This window comes from Pseudomonas sp. 15A4, from assembly GCF_016925575.1.
GTDB lineage: Bacteria > Pseudomonadota > Gammaproteobacteria > Pseudomonadales > Pseudomonadaceae > Aquipseudomonas.
Genome location: NZ_CP068986.1, coordinates 939,866 through 958,914 on the forward strand (window position 1 = coordinate 939,866; position 19,049 = coordinate 958,914).

Sequence of the window (19,049 nt, forward strand, 5' to 3'; positions counted from 1 at the left end):
CCGCAACTCGCGGGCAAGCGCCCTCCTTCCTTCAGATCACCCGTTCAGCATCCGGTCAACACAGCGGGCCGACGTTCGCCCTCGAAGAAGAACGGTCGAATCCGCACGCCCACTGCGTTGCCCGCAAATGCAGCAACCAGCCAGAGCCAGCCATGCAGGCTGCCTGAGGCGATGCCGCTGAAATAAGCGCCGATGTTGCAGCCGTACGCCAGGCGCGAACCGTAACCCAGCAACAGCCCGCCAATCACTGCGGCAATCAACGAGCGTGTCGGGATTTTCAGGCTCGGGGCGAATCGCCCTGCAAGGCCCGCCGCCACGGCCGCACCCAACATGATGCCGATGTCCATGACGGTGGTGATGTCCTCCCACACCGGCGCGGCCAGCGCCTTGGCGTTCGCTGGCATTTGCCAGAACGGCCAGCTGCCCACGTCCACACCCAGACCACCGGCGACTTTCGCGCCCCACAGCGCGAAGGCCGAGGTGATTCCCCAAGGGCGACCGGCCAATGCCAGCGTGGCGTAGTTGAGCAGCGCCAGGCCTACCGCACCCCACACCAAAGGCCAGGGGCCGCGGAGGAAACGGCGCAGGCCAACGTGTTCGCTGGTGACGGCCGCTTCCAGATCCCCGTGTCGGCGCTTTTCCAGCTTCACGGTGACAAGGGCAATGACTGCGAACAGGGCCAGGCTCATCAGCAGCGCCGGAATCACACCGAAGGTTTTAACGATGGAAGTGGCGGGAAACGACGGCAGCGAGAACCACCAATCGACGTGATGGGTGGCGATCAGCGAGCCAATGATGAAGAACAGCAAAGTGACGAGCATCCGCGCGTTGCCGCCGCCAACGGTGAACAGTGTGCCGGACGCACAGCCGCCGCCCATTTGCATGCCGATGCCGAAGATGAAGGCGCCGAACACGACGGACACACCTGCCGGGGCCACGAGGCCGGTGACCGGCGTGCCAAACAGCGTACCGGCACCCAGCGCGGGGAAGAACAGGACCACCGCCACGGCAAGCATCACCATTTGCGCGCGCAAACCGGCACCGCGTCGCTCGTTGATGAATACCCGCCAGGCCGAGGTGAAGCCGAATGCGGCGTGATACAGCGTTAGGCCCAGCGCGGCGCCAACGATCAGCAACAGCACTTGCCTGCCGCCAACGGCAGATTGCAGAAACAGAGCGCCGACCACCAACAAGAGGAAGGCGATCAGCGGCGCGCCGAGCTTGCGCTGCGGCGTCGCAGAGAGGGGAATACTCATGGGCGTATCTCGGAGATGGATTGCGATGGCCGCGAGTATACGCCGACGCCTGCTGGATGACGCGCCGACGCCACAACCGGCTTCAGCACCCTCAAACCTGCCAGGCGCTCCGTAACCGCGCCAGCGCCGAGGCAATATCCGTTTCAGGCACCGCTGCAAACCCCAGCACCAGCCCGGCCCGATCATCCACCGGCGTCTCGGACTCCGGCAGCCAGTACTCACTCAACGGCGCTATCTCGACGCCGACACTTTCCGCCTTGGCGACCAGTTCCGTTTCACGCTCCAACGTGTCCACTACGACGGTCACATGGAGCCCTGCAACGGGCTTGATCATCGGGCTGCAACCCGCAAGGGCCTGGGGCCAGCCGGCCAGTAATGCGTCGCGTCGACTCAACGCCGCCCGGCGCATGCGACGGATGTGCCGCTGAAAGTGGCCCGCCGCGATGAACTCGGCCATGACCATTTGCGTGCCGACCTCGGAATGACGCATGTCCACGGCCCGGCGTCGACTGAACGGCTCAACCAGGTTGCGCGGCAACACCAGATAACCCAGACGCAAGGCCGGAAACGCGACCTTGCCGAATGTCCCGACGTACAGCACGCGACCGCTACGATCGAGCGCCGCCAGGGAGCCAGCGGTGCGCCGCTGTAGCGATACTCGCCGTCATAGTCGTCTTCGACGATCCAGCCCTGATTGCGCTCGGCCCACGCGAGCAGTTCCAGCCGCCGCGCCAGACTCATCGTCACGCCCAGCGGGTATTGATGAGACGGCGTCACGTACGCCAGCTTGCAACCTGAGTCATCGAGAGCCGGGCTGCGCATGCCTTCGGCGTCAACCGCCATGCCCTGCAACCTGGCGCCCGCCACCCCGAAGGCATGACCGGCTGCGCGGTATCCCGGATTTTCGATCGCCACCAGGTCGCCCTGCTCAAGCAGCAGCTGTGCACAAAGGGTAATCGCCTGCTGCGCGCCATTGGTGATCACAATTTGCTCAGGCGCGCAGCGCAGGTCGCGAGACGTCCTCAAATAAACGGCGATCAGCTCCCGCAATCGCCATTCGCCAGCCGGGTCGCCATAACCCAGGTGTTGCAGGCCCGGCTTACGCCAGAAAGCCGCGTGCAGCTTGCCCCACGTGTCGAAAGGGAACAAATCGAATGCCGGAACCCCTGTTCGAAACGCCTTCGGCAGGCCGCTTTTTGGAGGCCGCAAATGATGCTGGTCCAGCGTATGCATCGCTGTGCTGTGGATAAGATTGTTGGACAGTCCGGCGTTCAAAAGAGCAGGTATTGTGGATAACCCTGTTGATAAGCCTGGTGATAACCCTGTGGACAGGTGTGTGGATAGTTTTTTTGCAGCCAGCGGTTTCTCCCTCAACAGTGCCACGTAAGTACCATCGCCCACGCGGCTCTCGGTAAAGCCTTCGGCGTAGAGCTGGTCATACGCACGCATCACGCTGTTGCGGGAGATGGCGAGGGACAGCGCCAGATCCCGGCTTGCCGGCAAGCGCGTGCCACCGGACAAACGACCGTCGAGAATGCGTTCGCGCAAAGTCTGATAGAGCTGGCGGCTAAGACCATGGCGGCGGTTCAACTCGATGCCAGCGAAATCAAACGTCAGCGCGGGTGCGGGTACGTGCATGGGATTGGCCCTATGAGATTAACCATTAATGGCTCTTACAACGAACCAATAGGCTGCCTAGGATTGGCTCAGCCGCCAAGGAAAACCTCATGTACACACCCAGCTATTTCAGAGATGAAGACCTCGTCAGCCTGCACGGGCAGATCGAATCCACGCGCCTCGCGACACTGGTCACGTTTGACGAGACCGGCTTGCAGGCGAGCCATATCCCCTTGTTGCTCGAACCGACGCAGGGTCCGCAGGGCACGCTGTACGGGCATCTGGCAAAGGCCAATCCGCAGTGGAAAGCCCTTGAGGCAGGCGCTCAAGCGCTGCTGATTTTCCAGGGTGCGGACGCCTACATCAGCCCCTCTTTTTACGCCGCCAAAGCCGAACACGGCAAAGTGGTGCCTACGTGGAATTACCTGGCGGTGCATGCCTACGGCCGTGCCGATGTGTTCACTGATCCAGAGCGACTGTCGCGGGTCGTCACCGGCCTGACCGACAAGCACGAGGCCGGCCGCGCCGAACCCTGGGCCGTGACCGACGCTCCGGCCGATTACATCGAGAAAATGCTCAACGGCATTGTCGGCTTCGCGATTTCCATCGAGCGGCTGGAAGGTAAACGCAAGCTCAACCAGAACCGCAGCGCCGAAGATATCGCCGGCGTCAGCAAAGGCCTGGCGCTCAGCCAGGACCCATCCGATCAGAAAATCGCTCAGTTGATGAGCCAGGGAGCATCGCGTGTCTGACCTCCACATCCGCCCCGTCACCGCCGAAGATCACGACGCTTGGTTGCCGTTGTGGCACGCCTATCTGACCTTCTACAAAACCACACTGGCCGATGCGGTTTCACAGAGCACCTGGCAGCGGCTTCTGGACAACAGCGAGCCCACCAACGCCGCCCTCGCCTGGCAGGACGGCAAAGCGGTAGGCATGGTGCATTTTATTTATCACCGCTCGAACTGGAGTATCAGCAATGCCTGCTATTTGCAGGACTTGCTGGTAGTGCCGGAACAACGCGGCACGGGCGTTGGTCGCCAGTTGATCGAGTACGTCTACGCGGCCGCCAAACGGGACGGTGCCGACAAAGTCCATTGGCTCACCCACGAAACCAACGCAACTGCCATTCAGCTCTATGAGCGCATCGCTGAGCGTCCGGGCTATATTCAATTTCGCAAACCGTTGTAAGACCAGGAGTTCTCGATATGTCGGATCTCACTCAGTGGCAACCGGCCAGTCTGCCGGACACGCGCACGCTGCAAGGACGCTTTATTCGTCTGGAAAAACTCGACACCGCCCGCCATGGCGATGGCCTGTGGGAGGCACTGGAAGGTCCGGCCGCTGACCGCAAGTTATGGGATTACCTGTTCGTGGGCCCGTTTCCCGAGCGCAGCGCATTCGATGACTATCTCGCAGGCCTGGAAGACTCGACCGATCCGTGGTTTTACACGGTCATCGACCAACAGACCGGGGCCATCGACGGCTTTCTGAGCTTGATGTCCATCGTCCCGAACGCAGGGCGCATCGAAATTGGCCATGTGACCTTTGGCGCCTCGATGCAACGCACGCCAAAAGCCACAGAGGCGGTTTATCTCCTGGCGAAGGAATCTTTCTCGCTGGGCAATCGCCGCCTGGAATGGAAATGCAACGCTAACAACGCCCGCTCCAAACGTGCGGCCGAGCGCTTCGGGTTCAGCTTCGAAGGCACCTTCCGCCAGCACTCGGTGTTCAAGGGTCAGAATCGGGATACGGCCTGGTACTCAATCATCGACAGCGAGTGGCCGGCGGTACGGCAGGCGTTCGAAACATGGTTGTCTGTGGATAACTTTAAGGACGATGAGCAGATCAGAACGCTGGAGCAACTGCGCGGCAACTGAGTGCGTCGAAACGAAACAGCCGGAGGCGCCCAGCTTCAGGCAAAAAGAGGAGCCACGAGAGCTCCCCCAGAGGTAACCGTTTAGCCTGCCGCCTCTGTGCTCGGCAGGCTTTCAACTGTGCAGCGGCTCTTTCAGCCCTCGATTTCGATCAAAATCTCGCCCGGGTTTACGCGATCGCCTTTCGCGACGTGGATGGCCACAACCTTGCCAGCGATTGCAGCCTGGACTTCGGTCTCCATCTTCATCGCTTCGGTGATCAGCACTGCCTGACCGGCGCGGACGGCATCGCCCTCCTTCACCAGCACGTCGACGATGTTGCCCGGCATGGAAGTGCTGACATGGCCTGGCTTGCTGGCCTGGGCACGCTTGCCGATCCCGCTGCCAACGAACTCATTGAGCGGCTCGAACACCACTTCTTCCGGCATGCCGTCGATGGACAGATAGAAGTGACGCTTGCCCTCGGCCTTGACGCCCACGCCTGTGATATCAACGCGGTAGCTTTCGCCGTGAACATCAATGACGAATTCGGTCGGGACGCCCTCGCCGCCCGCCTTCGCTACCGCGCCCGGCTCGGGAATCGGCAGCAGAGGCTCTGGGGCCAAGGTGCCCGCCGCACGTTCTTCGAGAAACTTGCGGCCGATGTCCGGGAACATCGCGTACGTGAGCACGTCCTCTTCGGTGCTAGCCAACGCGCCGATTTCGCCGCGCAGCTTGGTCATTTCAGGCTTCAGCAGGTCGGCCGGACGCACATCGATCAGCTCTTCGTTGCCGATAGCCTGACGACGCAGCGTCTCGTCCACCTGCCCCGGCGCCTTGCCGTAGCCGCCCGTCAGGTAAAGCTTCACTTCATTGGTGATGGTCTTGTAACGCTCGCCGGCCAGCACGTTGAAAAACGCCTGGGTGCCGACGATCTGCGAAGTCGGGGTCACCAACGGCGGATAACCCAGGTCTTTGCGTACCCGCGGAATCTCGGCCAGCACTTCGCCCATGCGGTTCAACGCGCCCTGCTCTTTGAGCTGGTTGGCGAGGTTGGAGATCATGCCGCCCGGGACCTGATTGACCTGCACGCGGGTATCGACCGCCGTGAATTCGCTTTCGAACTGGTGATACTTCTTACGCACAGCGTAGAAATACAGGCCGATTTCCTGCAGCAGTTCCAAGTCCAGGCCGGTGTCGAATTCGCTGCCTTTCAGGGCCGCGACCATCGACTCAGTACCCGGGTGGCTGGTACCCCAGGCGAAGCTGGAGATAGCGGTGTCGATGTGGTCGGCACCGTTTTCGATGGCCTTGAGCTGGCACATCGCAGCCAGGCCTGCGGTGTCGTGGGAGTGAATGAACACCGGAAGCGATTGCTCGGCCTTCAGCGCCTTGACCAACTCGCCCGTGGCATAAGGGGTCAGCAGGCCGGCCATGTCCTTGATCGCGACTGAATCACAGCCCATCGCTTCCATCTCTTTGGCCTGCGCCACAAATGCGCCAATGGTGTGCACAGGGCTGGTGGTATACGCGATTGTGCCCTGGGCATGCTTGCCGGAAGCCTTCACCGCTTCGACCGCCACGCGCAGGTTGCGCACGTCGTTCATGGCGTCAAAGATGCGGAACACGTCGATACCGTTGTCCGCCGCCTTGGCGACGAATGCCCTGACCACGTCATCGCTGTAGTGGCGATACCCCAGCAGGTTCTGGCCGCGAAGCAGCATTTGCAGACGTGTGTTGGGGAGCGCCGCGCGCAATTGGCGCAGGCGCTCCCACGGGTCTTCCTTCAGGAAGCGCACGCAGGCGTCGAAGGTCGCACCGCCCCACACTTCCAGCGACCAGTAGCCGACTTTATCGAGCTTGTCGCAGATCGGCAGCATGTCCTCGGTGCGCATGCGGGTCGCCAGCAGAGACTGGTGGGCGTCGCGCAAAATGGTGTCGGTGACGAAGATCTTTTTAGACATTTGAATCTCCTTTTGGCCACAAGCCTCAAGCTACAAGCTGCAAGTAAAAGCCGAACGCGCTCTCGCTTGAAGCTTGCCGCTTACAGCTTGTAGCTGCTTTGTTCAAAGCCCCGCATGGGCAGCGATGGCGGCGGCGATGGCCAGGGCCAGCTCTTCGGGTTTGCGCTTGATCGAGTAATTGGTGAGCTCGGGATGGCTCTCCACGAAGCTGGTATTGAACTGGCCGCTGCGGAATTCCGGGTTGCGCAGGATTTCCTGGTAATACGCGGCCGTGGTCTTCACCCCTTGCAGACGCATGTCATCCAGCGCACGCAGGCCGCGGTCCATTGCCTCCTCCCAGGTCAGCGCCCAGACGATCAGCTTCAGGCACATGGAGTCGTAATACGGCGGAATGGTGTAGCCGGTGTAAATCGCCGTATCGGTGCGCACGCCGGGGCCGCCGGGCGCGTAGTAACGGGTGATCTTGCCGAAGCTCGGCAGGAAGTTGTTCTTCGGGTCTTCCGCGTTGATGCGGAACTGCAACGCGAAACCACGATGGATGATGTCTTCCTGCTTGACCGACAGTGGCAGCCCGGACGCAATGCGGATCTGCTCGCGGACGATGTCGATCCCGGTGATTTCCTCGGTGATCGTGTGCTCGACCTGTACGCGGGTGTTCATCTCCATGAAGTACACCTCGCCCTCGGCGAGCAAGAACTCCACGGTGCCGGCGTTCTCGTAGCCCACGGCCTTGGCGGCGCGCACGGACAAGTCGCCGATGTAGGCGCGCTGCTCTGGCGTCAGTTGAGGGCTTGGGGCGATTTCGATGAGTTTCTGGTTGCGGCGCTGGATGGAGCAATCGCGCTCGAACAGGTGCACGACGTTGCCGAAGCTATCGCCGAGGATCTGCGCTTCGATGTGCTTGGGATTGACGATGCACTTTTCGAGAAAGACTTCAGCCTTACCGAAGGCCTTGGTGGCCTCGGAAATGACTCGAGGAAACGCCTGCTCCAGCTCTTCCCGGCTGTTGCAGCGACGAATGCCGCGCCCGCCGCCGCCCGAGGTGGCTTTGAGCATGACGGGGTAACCGATGCGATCGCCTTCCACCAATGCTTCGGCGATGTCGGCCACGTTGCCTTCCGTACCGGGCGTCACCGGTACGCCGGCCTTGATCATGCTGCGCCGAGCTTCGGTTTTGTCGCCCATGCGGCGGATCACTTCAGCAGACGGGCCGATGAACTTGATACCCCGTTCAGCGCAGATATCCGCCAGCTCCGCGTTTTCCGACAGAAACCCGTAGCCAGGGTGCAATGCGTCGCAGCCGGTTTCAACGGCGAGGTTCACCAGCTTGCGCGGGTTCAAATAGCCTTCAAGGGGGTCCGATCCGATGCCATAGGCTTCGTCGGCACGCTTCACGTGGAGGGCGTGCCGGTCCGCGTCGGAATAGATCGCCACCGAGCGGATGCCCATTTCGGCGCAAGCGCGCACGATCCGAACAGCGATTTCCCCACGGTTGGCGATCAGGATTTTTTTATCACTGGTATTTCCTCGACCGATTAGCAGACGGACCAGATGGCTGGCCAATACCGCGCGACATTCCGTTACTGCATGTTGCTCGCAGGTGAAGCCACCCTATGACGAATCAGCAATTAACAAAAATGAGTAAATATTGGGTGAACCATAAGCAAAACCTTATAGTTCCCAATATCAACTAATCGGCTAGGGCTTTAGAAATGCGTAAGTCATTGATGCGAATGACATTGCGTCAATTGCGGATCTTCAATGAGGTCTGTGATTTGCGCTCTTACAGCCGGGCAGCTGAGGAAATGTCGCTGACCCAGCCGGCGGTGAGTCTGCAGATTCGTCAGCTGGAAGAGCTGGTTGGCCAGCCGCTGTTCGAGTACGTGGGTAAAAGCTCTATCTCACGGAAGCAGCCGAAGCGCTGCAGCTTGCCAGTCGTGACATCTTCGGTCGGCTGGAGAACCTCGACATGCAGCTCTCCGACATGCAGGGCTCCCTGCAGGGGCAGCTCAAACTGGCGATCGAATCCAGCGCCAAGTATTTCGTTCCTCACCTGTTCGCGGCCTTCAAGCGTAAATACCCGGAAGTCATGCTCAACCTCACGGTCGTCAATCGGGCGCAGGTGATTCGGCGGCTGTCGGATAACCGCGATGACCTAGTCGTCATGTCGATGGTCCCACAGGACATGGGCCTGGAGTTTTTGCCCTTCCTGAATAACCCGATCGTTGCCGTGGCGCAGCCGGACCATCCGTTGACGCTATTGCCCAATCCGACGCTGAAGGATCTGGAGGCAGCAACGCTGGTGGTTCGCGAACAGGGTTCAGGGACGCGCAAGGCCTGCGAAGAATATTTCAAGGAGAAGCGCATTCATTTCGAGCACACGCTGGAGGTGTCCTCGGCGGAAGCGCAGCGTGAATGCGTGGTGGCGGGGCTCGGCGTCGCACTGCTGACGCGCCATGCGCTGAGCCTGGAACTCGCCACCGGCACGCTGATCGAGCTGCCAGTGGCCGAGTTACCGCTGTACCGAAGCTGGTGCGTCGTACAGGCGCGGGACAAACGTCTGTCGCCGGTGGCTCACGCGTTCCTGTCATTCATTCGGACAGAGCGTACGCAAATCAGCGAGCTGGTCGCGCGCTTTGATGGCCACCTTCCGAAGCGCTAGCGCTTTGCCAGAAGTGGGCAGTGGCGCTATCCAGGTAGCTGGAGAGCTCCTGGTTAAGGCGGCGTTCTTCGGAATGGCTTTCGATCGCTCGCCGGAACGCCATGCGGCGCTGGTCTTCCTGCTGACGGCGGGTCTTGGTGCTGGAGGTGCTGTGCTGCTGCGAGTCATCGTAGTGCCGAGGCATATCCTGTCTCCCATTCGTGTGCGGGAGTACAGAGTGGCGGGCAGCGGTGACGATCAGACGTCGGAAGCGTTACAGGTTGATGAATGATGCACGTCTAACTCCGCCTCAATCATTTGAAACACACTGCGACTTCACGTCCTCCATTTCTGGAATAAAGTCAGCAGGCAGGAAGCAAAACACATTTTCTTATTCAAGGAGCTACACCATGAACGTTATCGATACTAAAAACTGGTCCGCACGTATTAACAAAATGCCTTCGCTTGAAGGTCCAAGCCTGACAGTTACAGGAACCGTGATCGTAGGGAACAGCGCTACCCAGGCTGTTCTCGTGCTGCCACCCGTCCAGGACAAGTCTATGGGGCTGAGGCTGGAGCTCAAACTGGAACAAACGGGCGCAGGCGCAACGGCTCTCACCGAGAAATCCGTTACATACTCGGTAGCCGGCTATGACAACACCACTCATGTCACTATTTTCAGTGAGGGAAAAGAGCTGATCCGCATTGATGATATTGAAGTCGTGTATTAATAAATCGGTCCAGCCTTGATATAAAAAAACGCCAGCCAGATTTTTCTGGCTGGCGTTTTTAGTTATGGGTCCGCTGCACATTAATTAAGTAGCGCTGGGCGATCAGTCCTCAGACGATTTGATCGACTTCGGCGACAACCGCAGGCTGCGCAAGCTGCGCTTCACGCTTTTCAGGTGATTGACCAGACTTGGACCGCGCGCCATTGCAACGCCCATCGCCAGGACATCAATGACCACCAGATGCGCGATGCGTGAGGTCAACGGCGTGTAGATTTCGGTGTCTTCGTGCACGTCAATCGCGAGGTTGACCGTGGACAGCTCGGCCAATGGCGTCTGACTCGGGCACAGGGTGATCAGATTGGCGCCGCTTTCGCGCACCAGATTGGCAGTAATCAGCAGGTCCTTGGAGCGACCTGACTGCGAGATGCACACCGCGACGTCAGTGGGTTTGAGCGTCACAGCCGACATCGCCTGCATGTGCGGATCGGAATAGGACGCCGCCGTCAGCAACAGACGAAAGAACTTATGCTGGGCGTCAGCCGCAACCGCACCCGATGCGCCGAAACCGTAGAACTCGACCCGATGCGCCGCCGCCATGACCGTCACCGCTGCCTGCAAGGCATGGGGGTCTAGCTTTTCGCGCACTTCTATCAATGTGTGCAGCGTGGTGTCGAAAATCTTCAGGCTGTAATCGGCGACGGAATCGTCTTCGTGGATGGCGAACTGGCCGAAGCTCGCGCCAGCGGCGAGGCTTTGCGCCAGCTTGAGTTTCAGGTCCTGAAAACCGGTGCAGCCAATGGCGCGGCAGAAACGCACGATCGTCGGCTCACTGATACCGACCGCATGTGCCAGATCGGCCATGGAGCTGTGCATCACGGCCGCCGGATCGAGCAGCACGTGATCGGCTACTTTCAGCTCCGATTTGCGCAAGAGATGGCGTGACTGGGCGATGTGCTGCAACAGATTCAAAGGACAGGACTCAAGTGAAGGATGGGCCGGGCTGTAGCTTTCTTGTAGTTATACTACATGACCTGCAAACCGCACAGTTAAACGATCTTCCCGCAGTCAACCGATTGCTGTTGAGGGTCATGTCGCTGTGTAGTGTAGGGCTTTTCGCACAGGGCTCCAGGCTTCGGTAAGCTGACTGCGCAGGATACTGCCCATTATGCAGGCCTCCACCGGCCGACTGATCAAATAGCCTTGCACCTCGTCGCAACCGTGAGACCTGAGAAACTCCAACTGTTCGCAATCTTCCACGCCTTCGGCCACCACCCTGAGGTCAAGACTGTGGGCCATCGCGATGATCGCCCGAGTAATCGCCGCGTCTTCTGCCCCTTCATTCAAACCACGAATGAAGGCCTGATCGATCTTCACGTAGTGCACTGGAAAACGTTTCAGGTAGCTCAACGATGAATAGCCGGTGCCGAAGTCGTCGATGGCCAGTTTCACCCCAAGTGCGCGCAACTGCTGAAACGTTGTGATGATGTGCTCGACGCTTTCGAGCAACTGACTCTCGGTGAGCTCCAGCTCCAGGTATTGCGGCGCAAGCCCTGTTTCTTCAAGCACTTGGCGCACGAGGCTGACCAACTTGCCCTGCCGCATCTGATGCACCGACAAATTGACCGATACCCTGATTGGAGCCAGGCCCTCGCGCTGCCATTCGCAGGCTTGATGGCAGGCTTTGCGCAGCACGAACTCCCCGATGTTGGCGATCAGGCCGGTCTCCTCCGCCAACCCGATAAACTCACCAGGCGCAATCAGACCGCGCTCGGGATGACGCCAGCGCACCAGAGCCTCCGCGGAATTCAGGCGCCCGCTTTCCAGCTCCAGCTTCGGCTGGTAAAAACCTCCAGCTGCCCTTCTGCAATCGCGCGCCGCAACTGAATTTCCAGCTGCAGGCGACCGGGCGTCCCCGCCTCAAGGCTCTCGCTGTAGAACTGGAAATTGTCGCCGCCAAGATGTTTGGCGTGCTGCATCGCCATATTCGCCTGGCTGACCAGCGCGGCGATGTCTCGGGCAGAACCCGGCAGCAACGCGATGCCGATGGAGGCGCTGACCACCAGCTCATGGCCGGAAACCGATATGGGCGAGCGCAGCTTCGCCAGCAGGCGCGTCGTGATCCGTGCCAGCGTGGTCAGATTGCCATGGCTGTCGAACAGCACGGCAAACTCGTCCGCAGACAAACGCGCGACGGTATCGGCATCTGCCACGTTGGCATTCAGCCGGCGCGCGACAAGGCGCAGCAATTGGTCAGCAATGTCGTGACCCAGGCTGTCGTTGAGCAATTTGAAGCGATCAAGGTTGATGTGCAACAGGGCCAGCGTCCGCCCCCGTGCCGCGCACGCTGATTGGCCTCACGCAGTCGCTCATTGAACAGGGCGCGATTGGCGAGGCCGGTCAGCTCATCGTAATGGGTCAGGTAACGCGTACGTTCTTCGTACTGACGCGTCAGTTCGCGGTTGAGCTCGTCGCTTTTAGCCTGGGCCTGTTGAAGGTGTTCAATGAGCGCCACGTTCTGAAATCGCCGGATCAGGCCCCGCTCGATCAAGCGGTTGACCTGAGCGGCCACCACGATCAGCGCCAGCAGCAAAATCAATCCGAGCCAACCCCAGCCGTGGCGCTGCGAATCGCCGGCCCCGAACAGATAGACAATGGGCGGCAGCAGACACGGCAGCGTGAACGTGAGGAACGCCGGAATGCTGACGGCATAGGCCACGCTGGCAGAAAGCGTCGCAGCGCCGATCAGACCGAACACCCAAGCCTGTTGGGCGAGGCTTTGCGCCGGCATCAGCACCAGCGCAGCGCTGGAAAGGGTGAAACCGCTGACGCATGCGCCGGCCAGAAACATGCGATTCCAGATCGGCTGCGATCGACGATCGAGTGATGCTGACCTGAACGCTGCGACTTGCAGCACACGCAGACACACCAGCGCTGACAGCCAACCCAGCCAGACGCCCACCAGCACGTAACGCTCGGGGCTCCAGAGCAGCCAGGCGCAGAGCAAACCATTGATGAACATGAACAGAGTCGGCAGCAGCGATCCCTGATAAAGAAGGCGGGTGCGCTCGGCGGCGAGCTGAGTCGCGAACTGCTTGCAGATGACACGACGTGTCGCCACCGCGTCTGCCGGGGCTTCGGAGCTGAAGGTCATGGCGGTTCTTATAATTGGGGGCCTTGAACGTTCGCGGAGGATACACAAGGGATCGTCGAGACCAAACAGTCATTAATTAAAATCTACAGACGGCAAAAATGGGACCGGTAACATCACGACCGGCCAGCGTTAGGGTTTGCCCATGCCCTCACGGCACCCTAGAATGCCCCGATGCGCGATGACCTCTCCCTTCTGCTTAACTCCCTCAACGATGCCCAACGCCAGGCCGTAGCTGCCTCCGTGGGTCGTCAGTTGGTCCTGGCCGGCGCTGGTTCCGGCAAAACCCGTGTGTTGGTGCACCGTATCGCCTGGTTAATCCAGGTCGAGAACGCCTCGCCGCACTCGATCCTGTCGGTGACGTTTACCAACAAGGCCGCTGCCGAGATGCGCCATCGCATCGAGCAGTTGATGGGTATCAACCCGGCCGGCATGTGGGTGGGCACCTTCCACGGCCTGGCGCATCGCCTGCTCCGGGCGCACTGGCAGGAAGCGGGGCTGAATCAGAGCTTCCAGATTCTTGACAGCGATGACCAACAGCGATTGGTCAAGCGCGTCATGCGCGAGCTGAACCTTGATGAGCAGCGCTGGCCGGCACGGCAGGCGCAGTGGTTCATCAATGGGCAGAAGGACGAAGGGCTACGCCCCAAACACATTCAGGCTTCGGGCGACCTGTTTCTGACGACCATGAAGTCGGTCTACGAGGCGTACGAAGCGGCCTGTCAGCGCGCTGGCGTTATTGACTTCTCGGAGTTACTGCTTCGGGCGCTGGACCTTTGGCGCGACAACCCGAGCCTGCTTGCGCATTACCAGCGTCGTTTCCGCCACGTGCTGGTGGACGAATTCCAGGACACCAACGCCGTTCAATACGCCTGGTTGCGCCTGCTCGCCCAGGGTGGCGACAGCCTGATGGTGGTCGGCGACGACGATCAGTCCATTTACGGCTGGCGCGGCGCGAAGATCGAGAATATTCATCAGTATTCCGAAGACTTCCCCGACACCGAGACCATTCGCCTGGAGCAAAACTATCGCTCCACCGCGAGCATCCTCAAGGCCGCCAACGGCTTGATCGTCAACAACACCGGGCGTCTGGGCAAAGAGCTGTGGACGGACGTCGGCGATGGCGAACTGATCAGCCTTTACGCAGCATTCAACGAACACGACGAAGCGCGCTACGTGGTCGAGACCATTGAAAGCGCGATCAAGACCGGCCTCGCGCGCAGCGACATCGCCATTCTGTACCGCTCCAACGCCCAATCGCGGGTACTTGAAGAAGCCTTGCTGCGCGAGCGCATCCCGTACCGTATCTACGGTGGCCAGCGATTCTTCGAGCGCGCCGAAATCAAGAACGCCATGGCGTATATGCGCCTGCTTGACGGTCGCGGCAACGACTCAGCGCTGGAGCGGGTGATCAACGTTCCACCTCGCGGTATCGGCGAGAAAACCGTCGAAGCGATTCGCGAGCACGCGCGCCATGCCGACGTGTCGATGTGGGAGGCCATGCGCCTGCTGGTCGCCAACAAAGGCTTGGCCGGTCGTGCGGCGAGCGCGCTGGGGGCGTTCATCGAACTGATCGAAAACCTCGCCGCGAAGGCCGCAGACATGCCCCTGCACCTGATGACCCAAACGGTCATCGAGCAGTCCGGCCTGATCACGTACCACAAGGAAGAAAAAGGCGAGAAAGGCCAGGCCCGGGTGGAAAACCTTGAGGAACTGGTCAGCGCCGCGCGCGCTTTCGAGAACAGTGACGAAGAGGAAGACCTGACGCCGCTGGCTGCATTCCTCGGGCACGCCTCGTTGGAGGCAGGCGATACGCAGGCGGATGAGCACGAAGACAGCATCCAGTTGATGACGCTGCACAGCGCCAAAGGTCTGGAGTTCCCGTACGTCTTCCTGGTGGGCATGGAAGAAGGCCTGTTTCCGCACAAGATGAGCCTGGAAGAGCCGGGGCGTCTGGAGGAAGAGCGTCGTCTGGCTTACGTGGGCATTACCCGCGCGATGCAGCATCTAGTGATGACATACGCAGAAACGCGACGCCTGTACGGCAGCGAAACCTACAACAAGGTCTCGCGCTTCGTACGGGAGGTACCGCCCAACCTGATTCAGGAAGTGCGGCTGTCCAACAGCGTGACCCGTCCGTTCGGCGGCTCCAAAACCATGGCCCCAAGTCGTCTGTTCGATGGCGAAGCCATTCCGCAGAGCCAGTTCTCCCTGGGTCAGCACGTGCAGCATGCGGTGTTCGGTGAAGGCGTGATCCTCAACTTCGAGGGTTCAGGCGCTCAGGCACGGGTCCAGGTGAATTTCTCGGAAGGCAGCAAGTGGCTGATGCTGGGGTACGCGAAGCTTGAGCCTGTCTGATCGACGACTGGCGATGCGTTGATGCAACCCTTGCATTCCCACATCCACCCCCCATCTTTCCTACAGAACTTTCTTCATCTGCCTACAACCCAAGTAGGACAGGCAGGTGAAGATTCACGCAAAAGCCGGAAACATATGGCCGCTGGTCATCCCCATTTGTCCTGTGCAACATGGCGCGCGTGCAATCCACAAACGGGAATTCCCTTATGCAACGTTTTCTTAGCATCGCTTTGGCAATGATCATCGGGCTCACCATGAGCCTTGATGTCAATGCTGCGCGTTTCGGTGGTGGCAAGAGCATGGGCTCGGCGCCAAGTCACCAGGCGCGTCAAACAGCTCCTTCTACTCCTGCCGCAGCACCTAACGCCGCTGGCCGTCCTGCGCCTGCTGCGGGCGGTGCTTCCAAATGGCTGGGCCCACTGGCCGGTCTCGCTGCCGGTGGTCTTCTGGCCTCCATGTTCATGGGCGGTGGCTTCGAGGGCATGCAGTTCTTCGACATCCTGATCATGGCGATCATCGCCTTCGTGATCTTCCGCTTCATCGCGGCCCGTCGACGCAAACAGCAGCCGCAGATGGCTCCCGCCGGTGCTCCTTACCAGCGTGAAACCTTCGAACAACCACAACCGGCCCAGAACTCGATCTTCGGCGGTTCCGCTCCAGCAGCGGCAGCCCGTCCAGTGATCAACGCGCCAGCCTGGTTCAACGAAGAACGCTTCATTGAAGCGGCCCGCAGCCACTTCCAGTCGCTGCAACAGCACTGGGATGCGAACGAGATGGATAAGATTTCCGAGTTCGTGACCCCGCAGATGCTGCAGTTCCTGAAGAAAGAACGCGCCGATCTCGGTGAAGGCTTTCAGTCCACGTTCATCGACAACCTTTCCGTGCAGCTCGACGGTCTGGATGACCGCGCCGACAAGACCATCGCCACGCTGACCTTCAGCGGTGTGTCGAAAACGTCGCGCTTCGATCAGGGCGAAGTCTTCAGCGAAAGCTGGAACATGGAACGCGCTCAGGGCGACAACCAGCCTTGGCTGGTGGCAGGTATCCGCCAGAACGGCTAATACCGCTGAGCTGCTGCAACTGAACCCCGGACTTGTTCCGGGGTTCTGCTTTTATAGAAGCCAAGTTAATTTGGCGATGCCTTTGAGCTACTGTATAACCCGCGCAAATCGTTAGAGGATCCACGTCGTGGAAGAAGTCATCGAACAACTCCGTGAAGCCAATGAACCGGTCCCTGTCCCGCTCGAGCTGCCTGATGAAGATCAGTTGGTCGAGGTTGAGGAGCAACTGTTCATCAATATCCCCTTCGTCTTCAAGGAGTTCTTGCTGACCGTCAGCGACGTGGTCTACGGCAGCCTTGAGCCCGTCACTGTCACTGATCCGGGCTCGCATACGTATTTGCCGGAAGTGGCGGCGACCGCCTGGGACATCGGCGTGCCACGCGAGCTGATCCCGATCTGTCAGGACGGCGAGGATTACTACTGCGTTGAAGAAGACGGCACTGTGGTGCTGTGGTCTGGCGAAGAAGAGCTCGTCACCGAAGAAAGCTGGGAGTCCGTCTGGCACTGGGCGCGGGACGTCTGGCTGGAAAGCTGAGAAGCACAACCGCTCCCCTGAATCAGCGTTGAGGCACGCACCTCAACGCTGATTTACAACTCAGGGCTCAGGATGATTGCCCAGGGTTTCAAGCAACGCGATCTGCATGCGCGTATGCACCCGGATGAACCAGCGCCACAGCACCGCAGCCACTACGGCCGCCACAACGACGATCAGCATTAACCACTCACGCGTCGGCAGCATGCTGGATGACAGCAATGCGATGAGCAGGAAAATCACCATCAATGACAGCAGCGGAATCACTTCGGCGATCACCCGACGGACGCGCGCGGTGTGCCTGCCCGCCATCTCCGGCTTCACGCTCATCTCTGCCAGCAGCATCGACAGCGCCTTGAGCTTGCGATAAGCAGCGATCAGAAACGGCAGTGACAGCAGCAACGACGCACCCCAGATCCAGGCTTTTTGCTGCCCGACATCGCTGACCCAATCGCTGAAATACACACCAATCCGCTCCGCAAAAAATGCCCCGGTGAAGAAGATGGCGATGACCAGCGCCAGATTGATACCGACTTGCAGCAGAATCTTCCGGATCATCGCTGCCAGCACTGCGCCCTGCCCCTGGGGCTGAATGCTGCGCAGCCACTCCCCGTACATTCCAAACACACGCGCCATGCGTGCAGGAACAATGGCGCCCAGCGTGTGGGACAGAGGGTCTGCTGCGCGGATGAGATAAGGGGTCAAGAGCGTCGTGATCGCGGAGACCGCCACGGCGACCGGGTAGAGGAAATCGCTGGTGACCTGCAGTGTCATCCCCAGCGCTGCGATGATGAAGGAGAATTCGCCAATCTGTGACAGCCCCATCCCCACCCGCAGCGAAGTCTTGCCGTCGTTGCCGGCGATGAAAGCGCCAAGCCCACAGGAAATCATCTTGCCCAGCACCACAGCGACGGTGATCACCGCGATGGGCCAGGCGTAATCGAGCAGAATCTTCGGATCGATCATCAAGCCGATTGCGACGAAGAAGATCGCGCTGAACATGTCACGGATGGGCTCGACCAAGTGCTCGATCTTCGCCAGTTGCCTGGATTCGGCCATGATCGCACCGATGAGAAATGCGCCCAGCACCATGCTGTACTCGAGTTTGACCACCAGCAGGCAAAACCCGAAGCACAGGCCTAGCACCGTGATCAGCAGCATCTCGTTGCTTTCGAACTTCGCCACATAAGCCAGCAACCGCGGCACGACCAAGATGCCGATGACCAGCGCGACAATCATGAATAGCGACAGCTTGCCGACCGTGGAAAACACCTCACCGGAGCTGACCGTGCCGCTCACGGCGATGCCTGACAAGAGCGCGATGATGCCAATGCCGAGGATGTCCTCAACGATGAGCACACCGAAAATCAGCTGGGCGAAGCGCTGGTTTTTCATCTTCAGGTCGTTGAGCGCTTTGACGATGATGGTGGTGGACGAGATTGCCAGAATGGCACCCAGGAACAGCGAATCCATGGTGTTCCAGGCGAAGAACTGGCCGATTTCGTAACCGATCCAGATCATCAGCATGATTTCGAGAAACGCGGCAATGAACGCCGTCGCGCCGACCTTGAACAGCTTGCGCAGACTGAATTCCAGGCCGAGGCAGAACATCAGAAAGATCACGCCGAGTTCGGCGAGGGTCTTGATGGTGTCCTCGTCGTGAATGAGGCCAAACGGCGGGGTATGCGGGCCGATGATGAAGCCGGCGACGATATAGCCCAGCACCACCGGTTGCTTGAGCCGATGAAACACCACCGTTACGACGCCAGCGACGAGCATGATCACAGCCAAGTCTTGAATGAAACTGATGGCATGCATGGGCGCTGCTCCTGCTGGCAATCGATGAAATACGCGTATCCGTCTGAAAGAGAGACGACTGCTGTAC

At 59.9% G+C, this 19,049-nt stretch carries 13 protein-coding genes and 3 pseudogenes; 8 read left to right on the forward strand and 8 right to left on the reverse strand.

Features of this window, described 5'->3' with window-relative positions:
• Positions 1-44: 44 nt before the first annotated feature.
• Both JN403_RS04190 and JN403_RS04195 read right to left on the reverse strand, forming a co-directional pair.
• Positions 45-1,256 (reverse strand): YeeE/YedE family protein, encoded by a 1,212-nt coding sequence (locus tag JN403_RS04190; protein ID WP_205485508.1) that lies wholly within the window; start codon positions 1,254-1,256, stop codon positions 45-47.
• Between the two features lie 91 nt (positions 1,257-1,347).
• Positions 1,348-2,894 (reverse strand): annotated as a pseudogene (locus JN403_RS04195) (PLP-dependent aminotransferase family protein).
• A gap of 89 nt (positions 2,895-2,983) precedes the next feature.
• Between JN403_RS04195 and JN403_RS04200 the strand changes: the two are divergent.
• The 3 genes from JN403_RS04200 to JN403_RS04210 are packed head-to-tail and all read left to right on the forward strand — an operon-like array spanning position 2,984 to position 4,753.
• Entirely contained in the window at positions 2,984-3,625 is a 642-nt protein-coding gene (locus JN403_RS04200) for an FMN-binding negative transcriptional regulator (RefSeq protein WP_205485510.1), read from the forward strand.
• Positions 3,618-4,064 carry a GNAT family N-acetyltransferase gene (locus JN403_RS04205; RefSeq protein WP_205485519.1) on the forward strand — a complete coding sequence of 149 codons (447 nt, stop codon included), beginning with the start codon at positions 3,618-3,620 and terminating at the stop codon, positions 4,062-4,064. The genes JN403_RS04200 and JN403_RS04205 overlap by 8 nt, the downstream gene beginning before the upstream one ends.
• Positions 4,065-4,081: 17 nt before the next feature.
• Positions 4,082-4,753 carry a GNAT family protein gene (locus JN403_RS04210; RefSeq protein ID WP_205485521.1) on the forward strand — a complete coding sequence of 224 codons (672 nt, stop codon included), beginning with the start codon at positions 4,082-4,084 and terminating at the stop codon, positions 4,751-4,753.
• A gap of 131 nt (positions 4,754-4,884) precedes the next feature.
• On the opposite strand, the gene oadA is transcribed toward JN403_RS04210, so the two are convergent.
• Both oadA and JN403_RS04220 read right to left on the reverse strand, forming a co-directional pair.
• On the reverse strand, positions 4,885-6,693 hold the full coding sequence (gene oadA, locus JN403_RS04215; protein ID WP_122623593.1) for a sodium-extruding oxaloacetate decarboxylase subunit alpha: 1,809 nt from the start codon (positions 6,691-6,693) through the stop codon (positions 4,885-4,887).
• Between the two features lie 102 nt (positions 6,694-6,795).
• Positions 6,796-8,229, reverse strand: coding sequence for an acetyl-CoA carboxylase biotin carboxylase subunit (locus JN403_RS04220; RefSeq protein WP_205487226.1), 1,434 nt, complete (start codon positions 8,227-8,229; stop codon positions 6,796-6,798).
• A 191-nt stretch (positions 8,230-8,420) separates the two neighbouring features.
• Here JN403_RS04220 and JN403_RS04225 point away from each other — a divergent pair.
• Positions 8,421-9,355: pseudogene (locus JN403_RS04225) on the forward strand (LysR family transcriptional regulator).
• Here the strand turns inward: JN403_RS04225 and JN403_RS04230 are convergent.
• Positions 9,309-9,539, reverse strand: a complete 231-nt coding sequence (locus JN403_RS04230) for a hypothetical protein (protein WP_172610227.1) — start codon at positions 9,537-9,539, stop codon at positions 9,309-9,311. The pseudogene JN403_RS04225 and the gene JN403_RS04230 sit on opposite strands and share 47 nt — an antisense overlap.
• 205 nt (positions 9,540-9,744) lie before the next feature.
• On the opposite strand from JN403_RS04230, the gene JN403_RS04235 reads away from it, so the two are divergent.
• Positions 9,745-10,065 (forward strand): hypothetical protein, encoded by a 321-nt coding sequence (locus JN403_RS04235; RefSeq protein WP_205485523.1) that lies wholly within the window; start codon positions 9,745-9,747, stop codon positions 10,063-10,065.
• A 102-nt stretch (positions 10,066-10,167) separates the two neighbouring features.
• Here the strand turns inward: JN403_RS04235 and hexR are convergent, their stop codons facing one another.
• Both hexR and JN403_RS04245 read right to left on the reverse strand, forming a co-directional pair.
• Positions 10,168-11,034 (reverse strand): transcriptional regulator HexR, encoded by an 867-nt coding sequence (hexR, locus tag JN403_RS04240; protein WP_065988147.1) that lies wholly within the window; start codon positions 11,032-11,034, stop codon positions 10,168-10,170.
• Between the two features lie 117 nt (positions 11,035-11,151).
• Positions 11,152-13,216 (reverse strand): annotated as a pseudogene (locus JN403_RS04245) (EAL domain-containing protein).
• Positions 13,217-13,387: 171 nt separating this feature from the next.
• On the opposite strand from JN403_RS04245, the gene uvrD reads away from it, so the two are divergent.
• The 3 genes from uvrD (at position 13,388) to JN403_RS04260 (ending at position 17,167) form a co-directional block, all read left to right on the forward strand.
• Positions 13,388-15,571 (forward strand): DNA helicase II, encoded by a 2,184-nt coding sequence (uvrD, locus tag JN403_RS04250; protein ID WP_122623598.1) that lies wholly within the window; start codon positions 13,388-13,390, stop codon positions 15,569-15,571.
• A gap of 206 nt (positions 15,572-15,777) precedes the next feature.
• A complete protein-coding gene (locus JN403_RS04255) occupies positions 15,778-16,632 on the forward strand; it encodes a Tim44 domain-containing protein (protein WP_122534217.1) in 855 nt (284 codons plus the stop codon).
• A gap of 127 nt (positions 16,633-16,759) precedes the next feature.
• The gene (locus JN403_RS04260; protein WP_065988140.1) at positions 16,760-17,167 is read left to right on the forward strand and encodes an SMI1/KNR4 family protein; all 408 of its coding nucleotides are present in this window, start codon (positions 16,760-16,762) and stop codon (positions 17,165-17,167) included.
• A 60-nt stretch (positions 17,168-17,227) separates the two neighbouring features.
• Here the strand turns inward: JN403_RS04260 and JN403_RS04265 are convergent, their stop codons facing one another.
• A complete protein-coding gene (locus JN403_RS04265; protein WP_172610224.1) occupies positions 17,228-18,982 on the reverse strand; it encodes a cation:proton antiporter in 1,755 nt (584 codons plus the stop codon).
• Positions 18,983-19,049 lie beyond the last annotated feature (67 nt).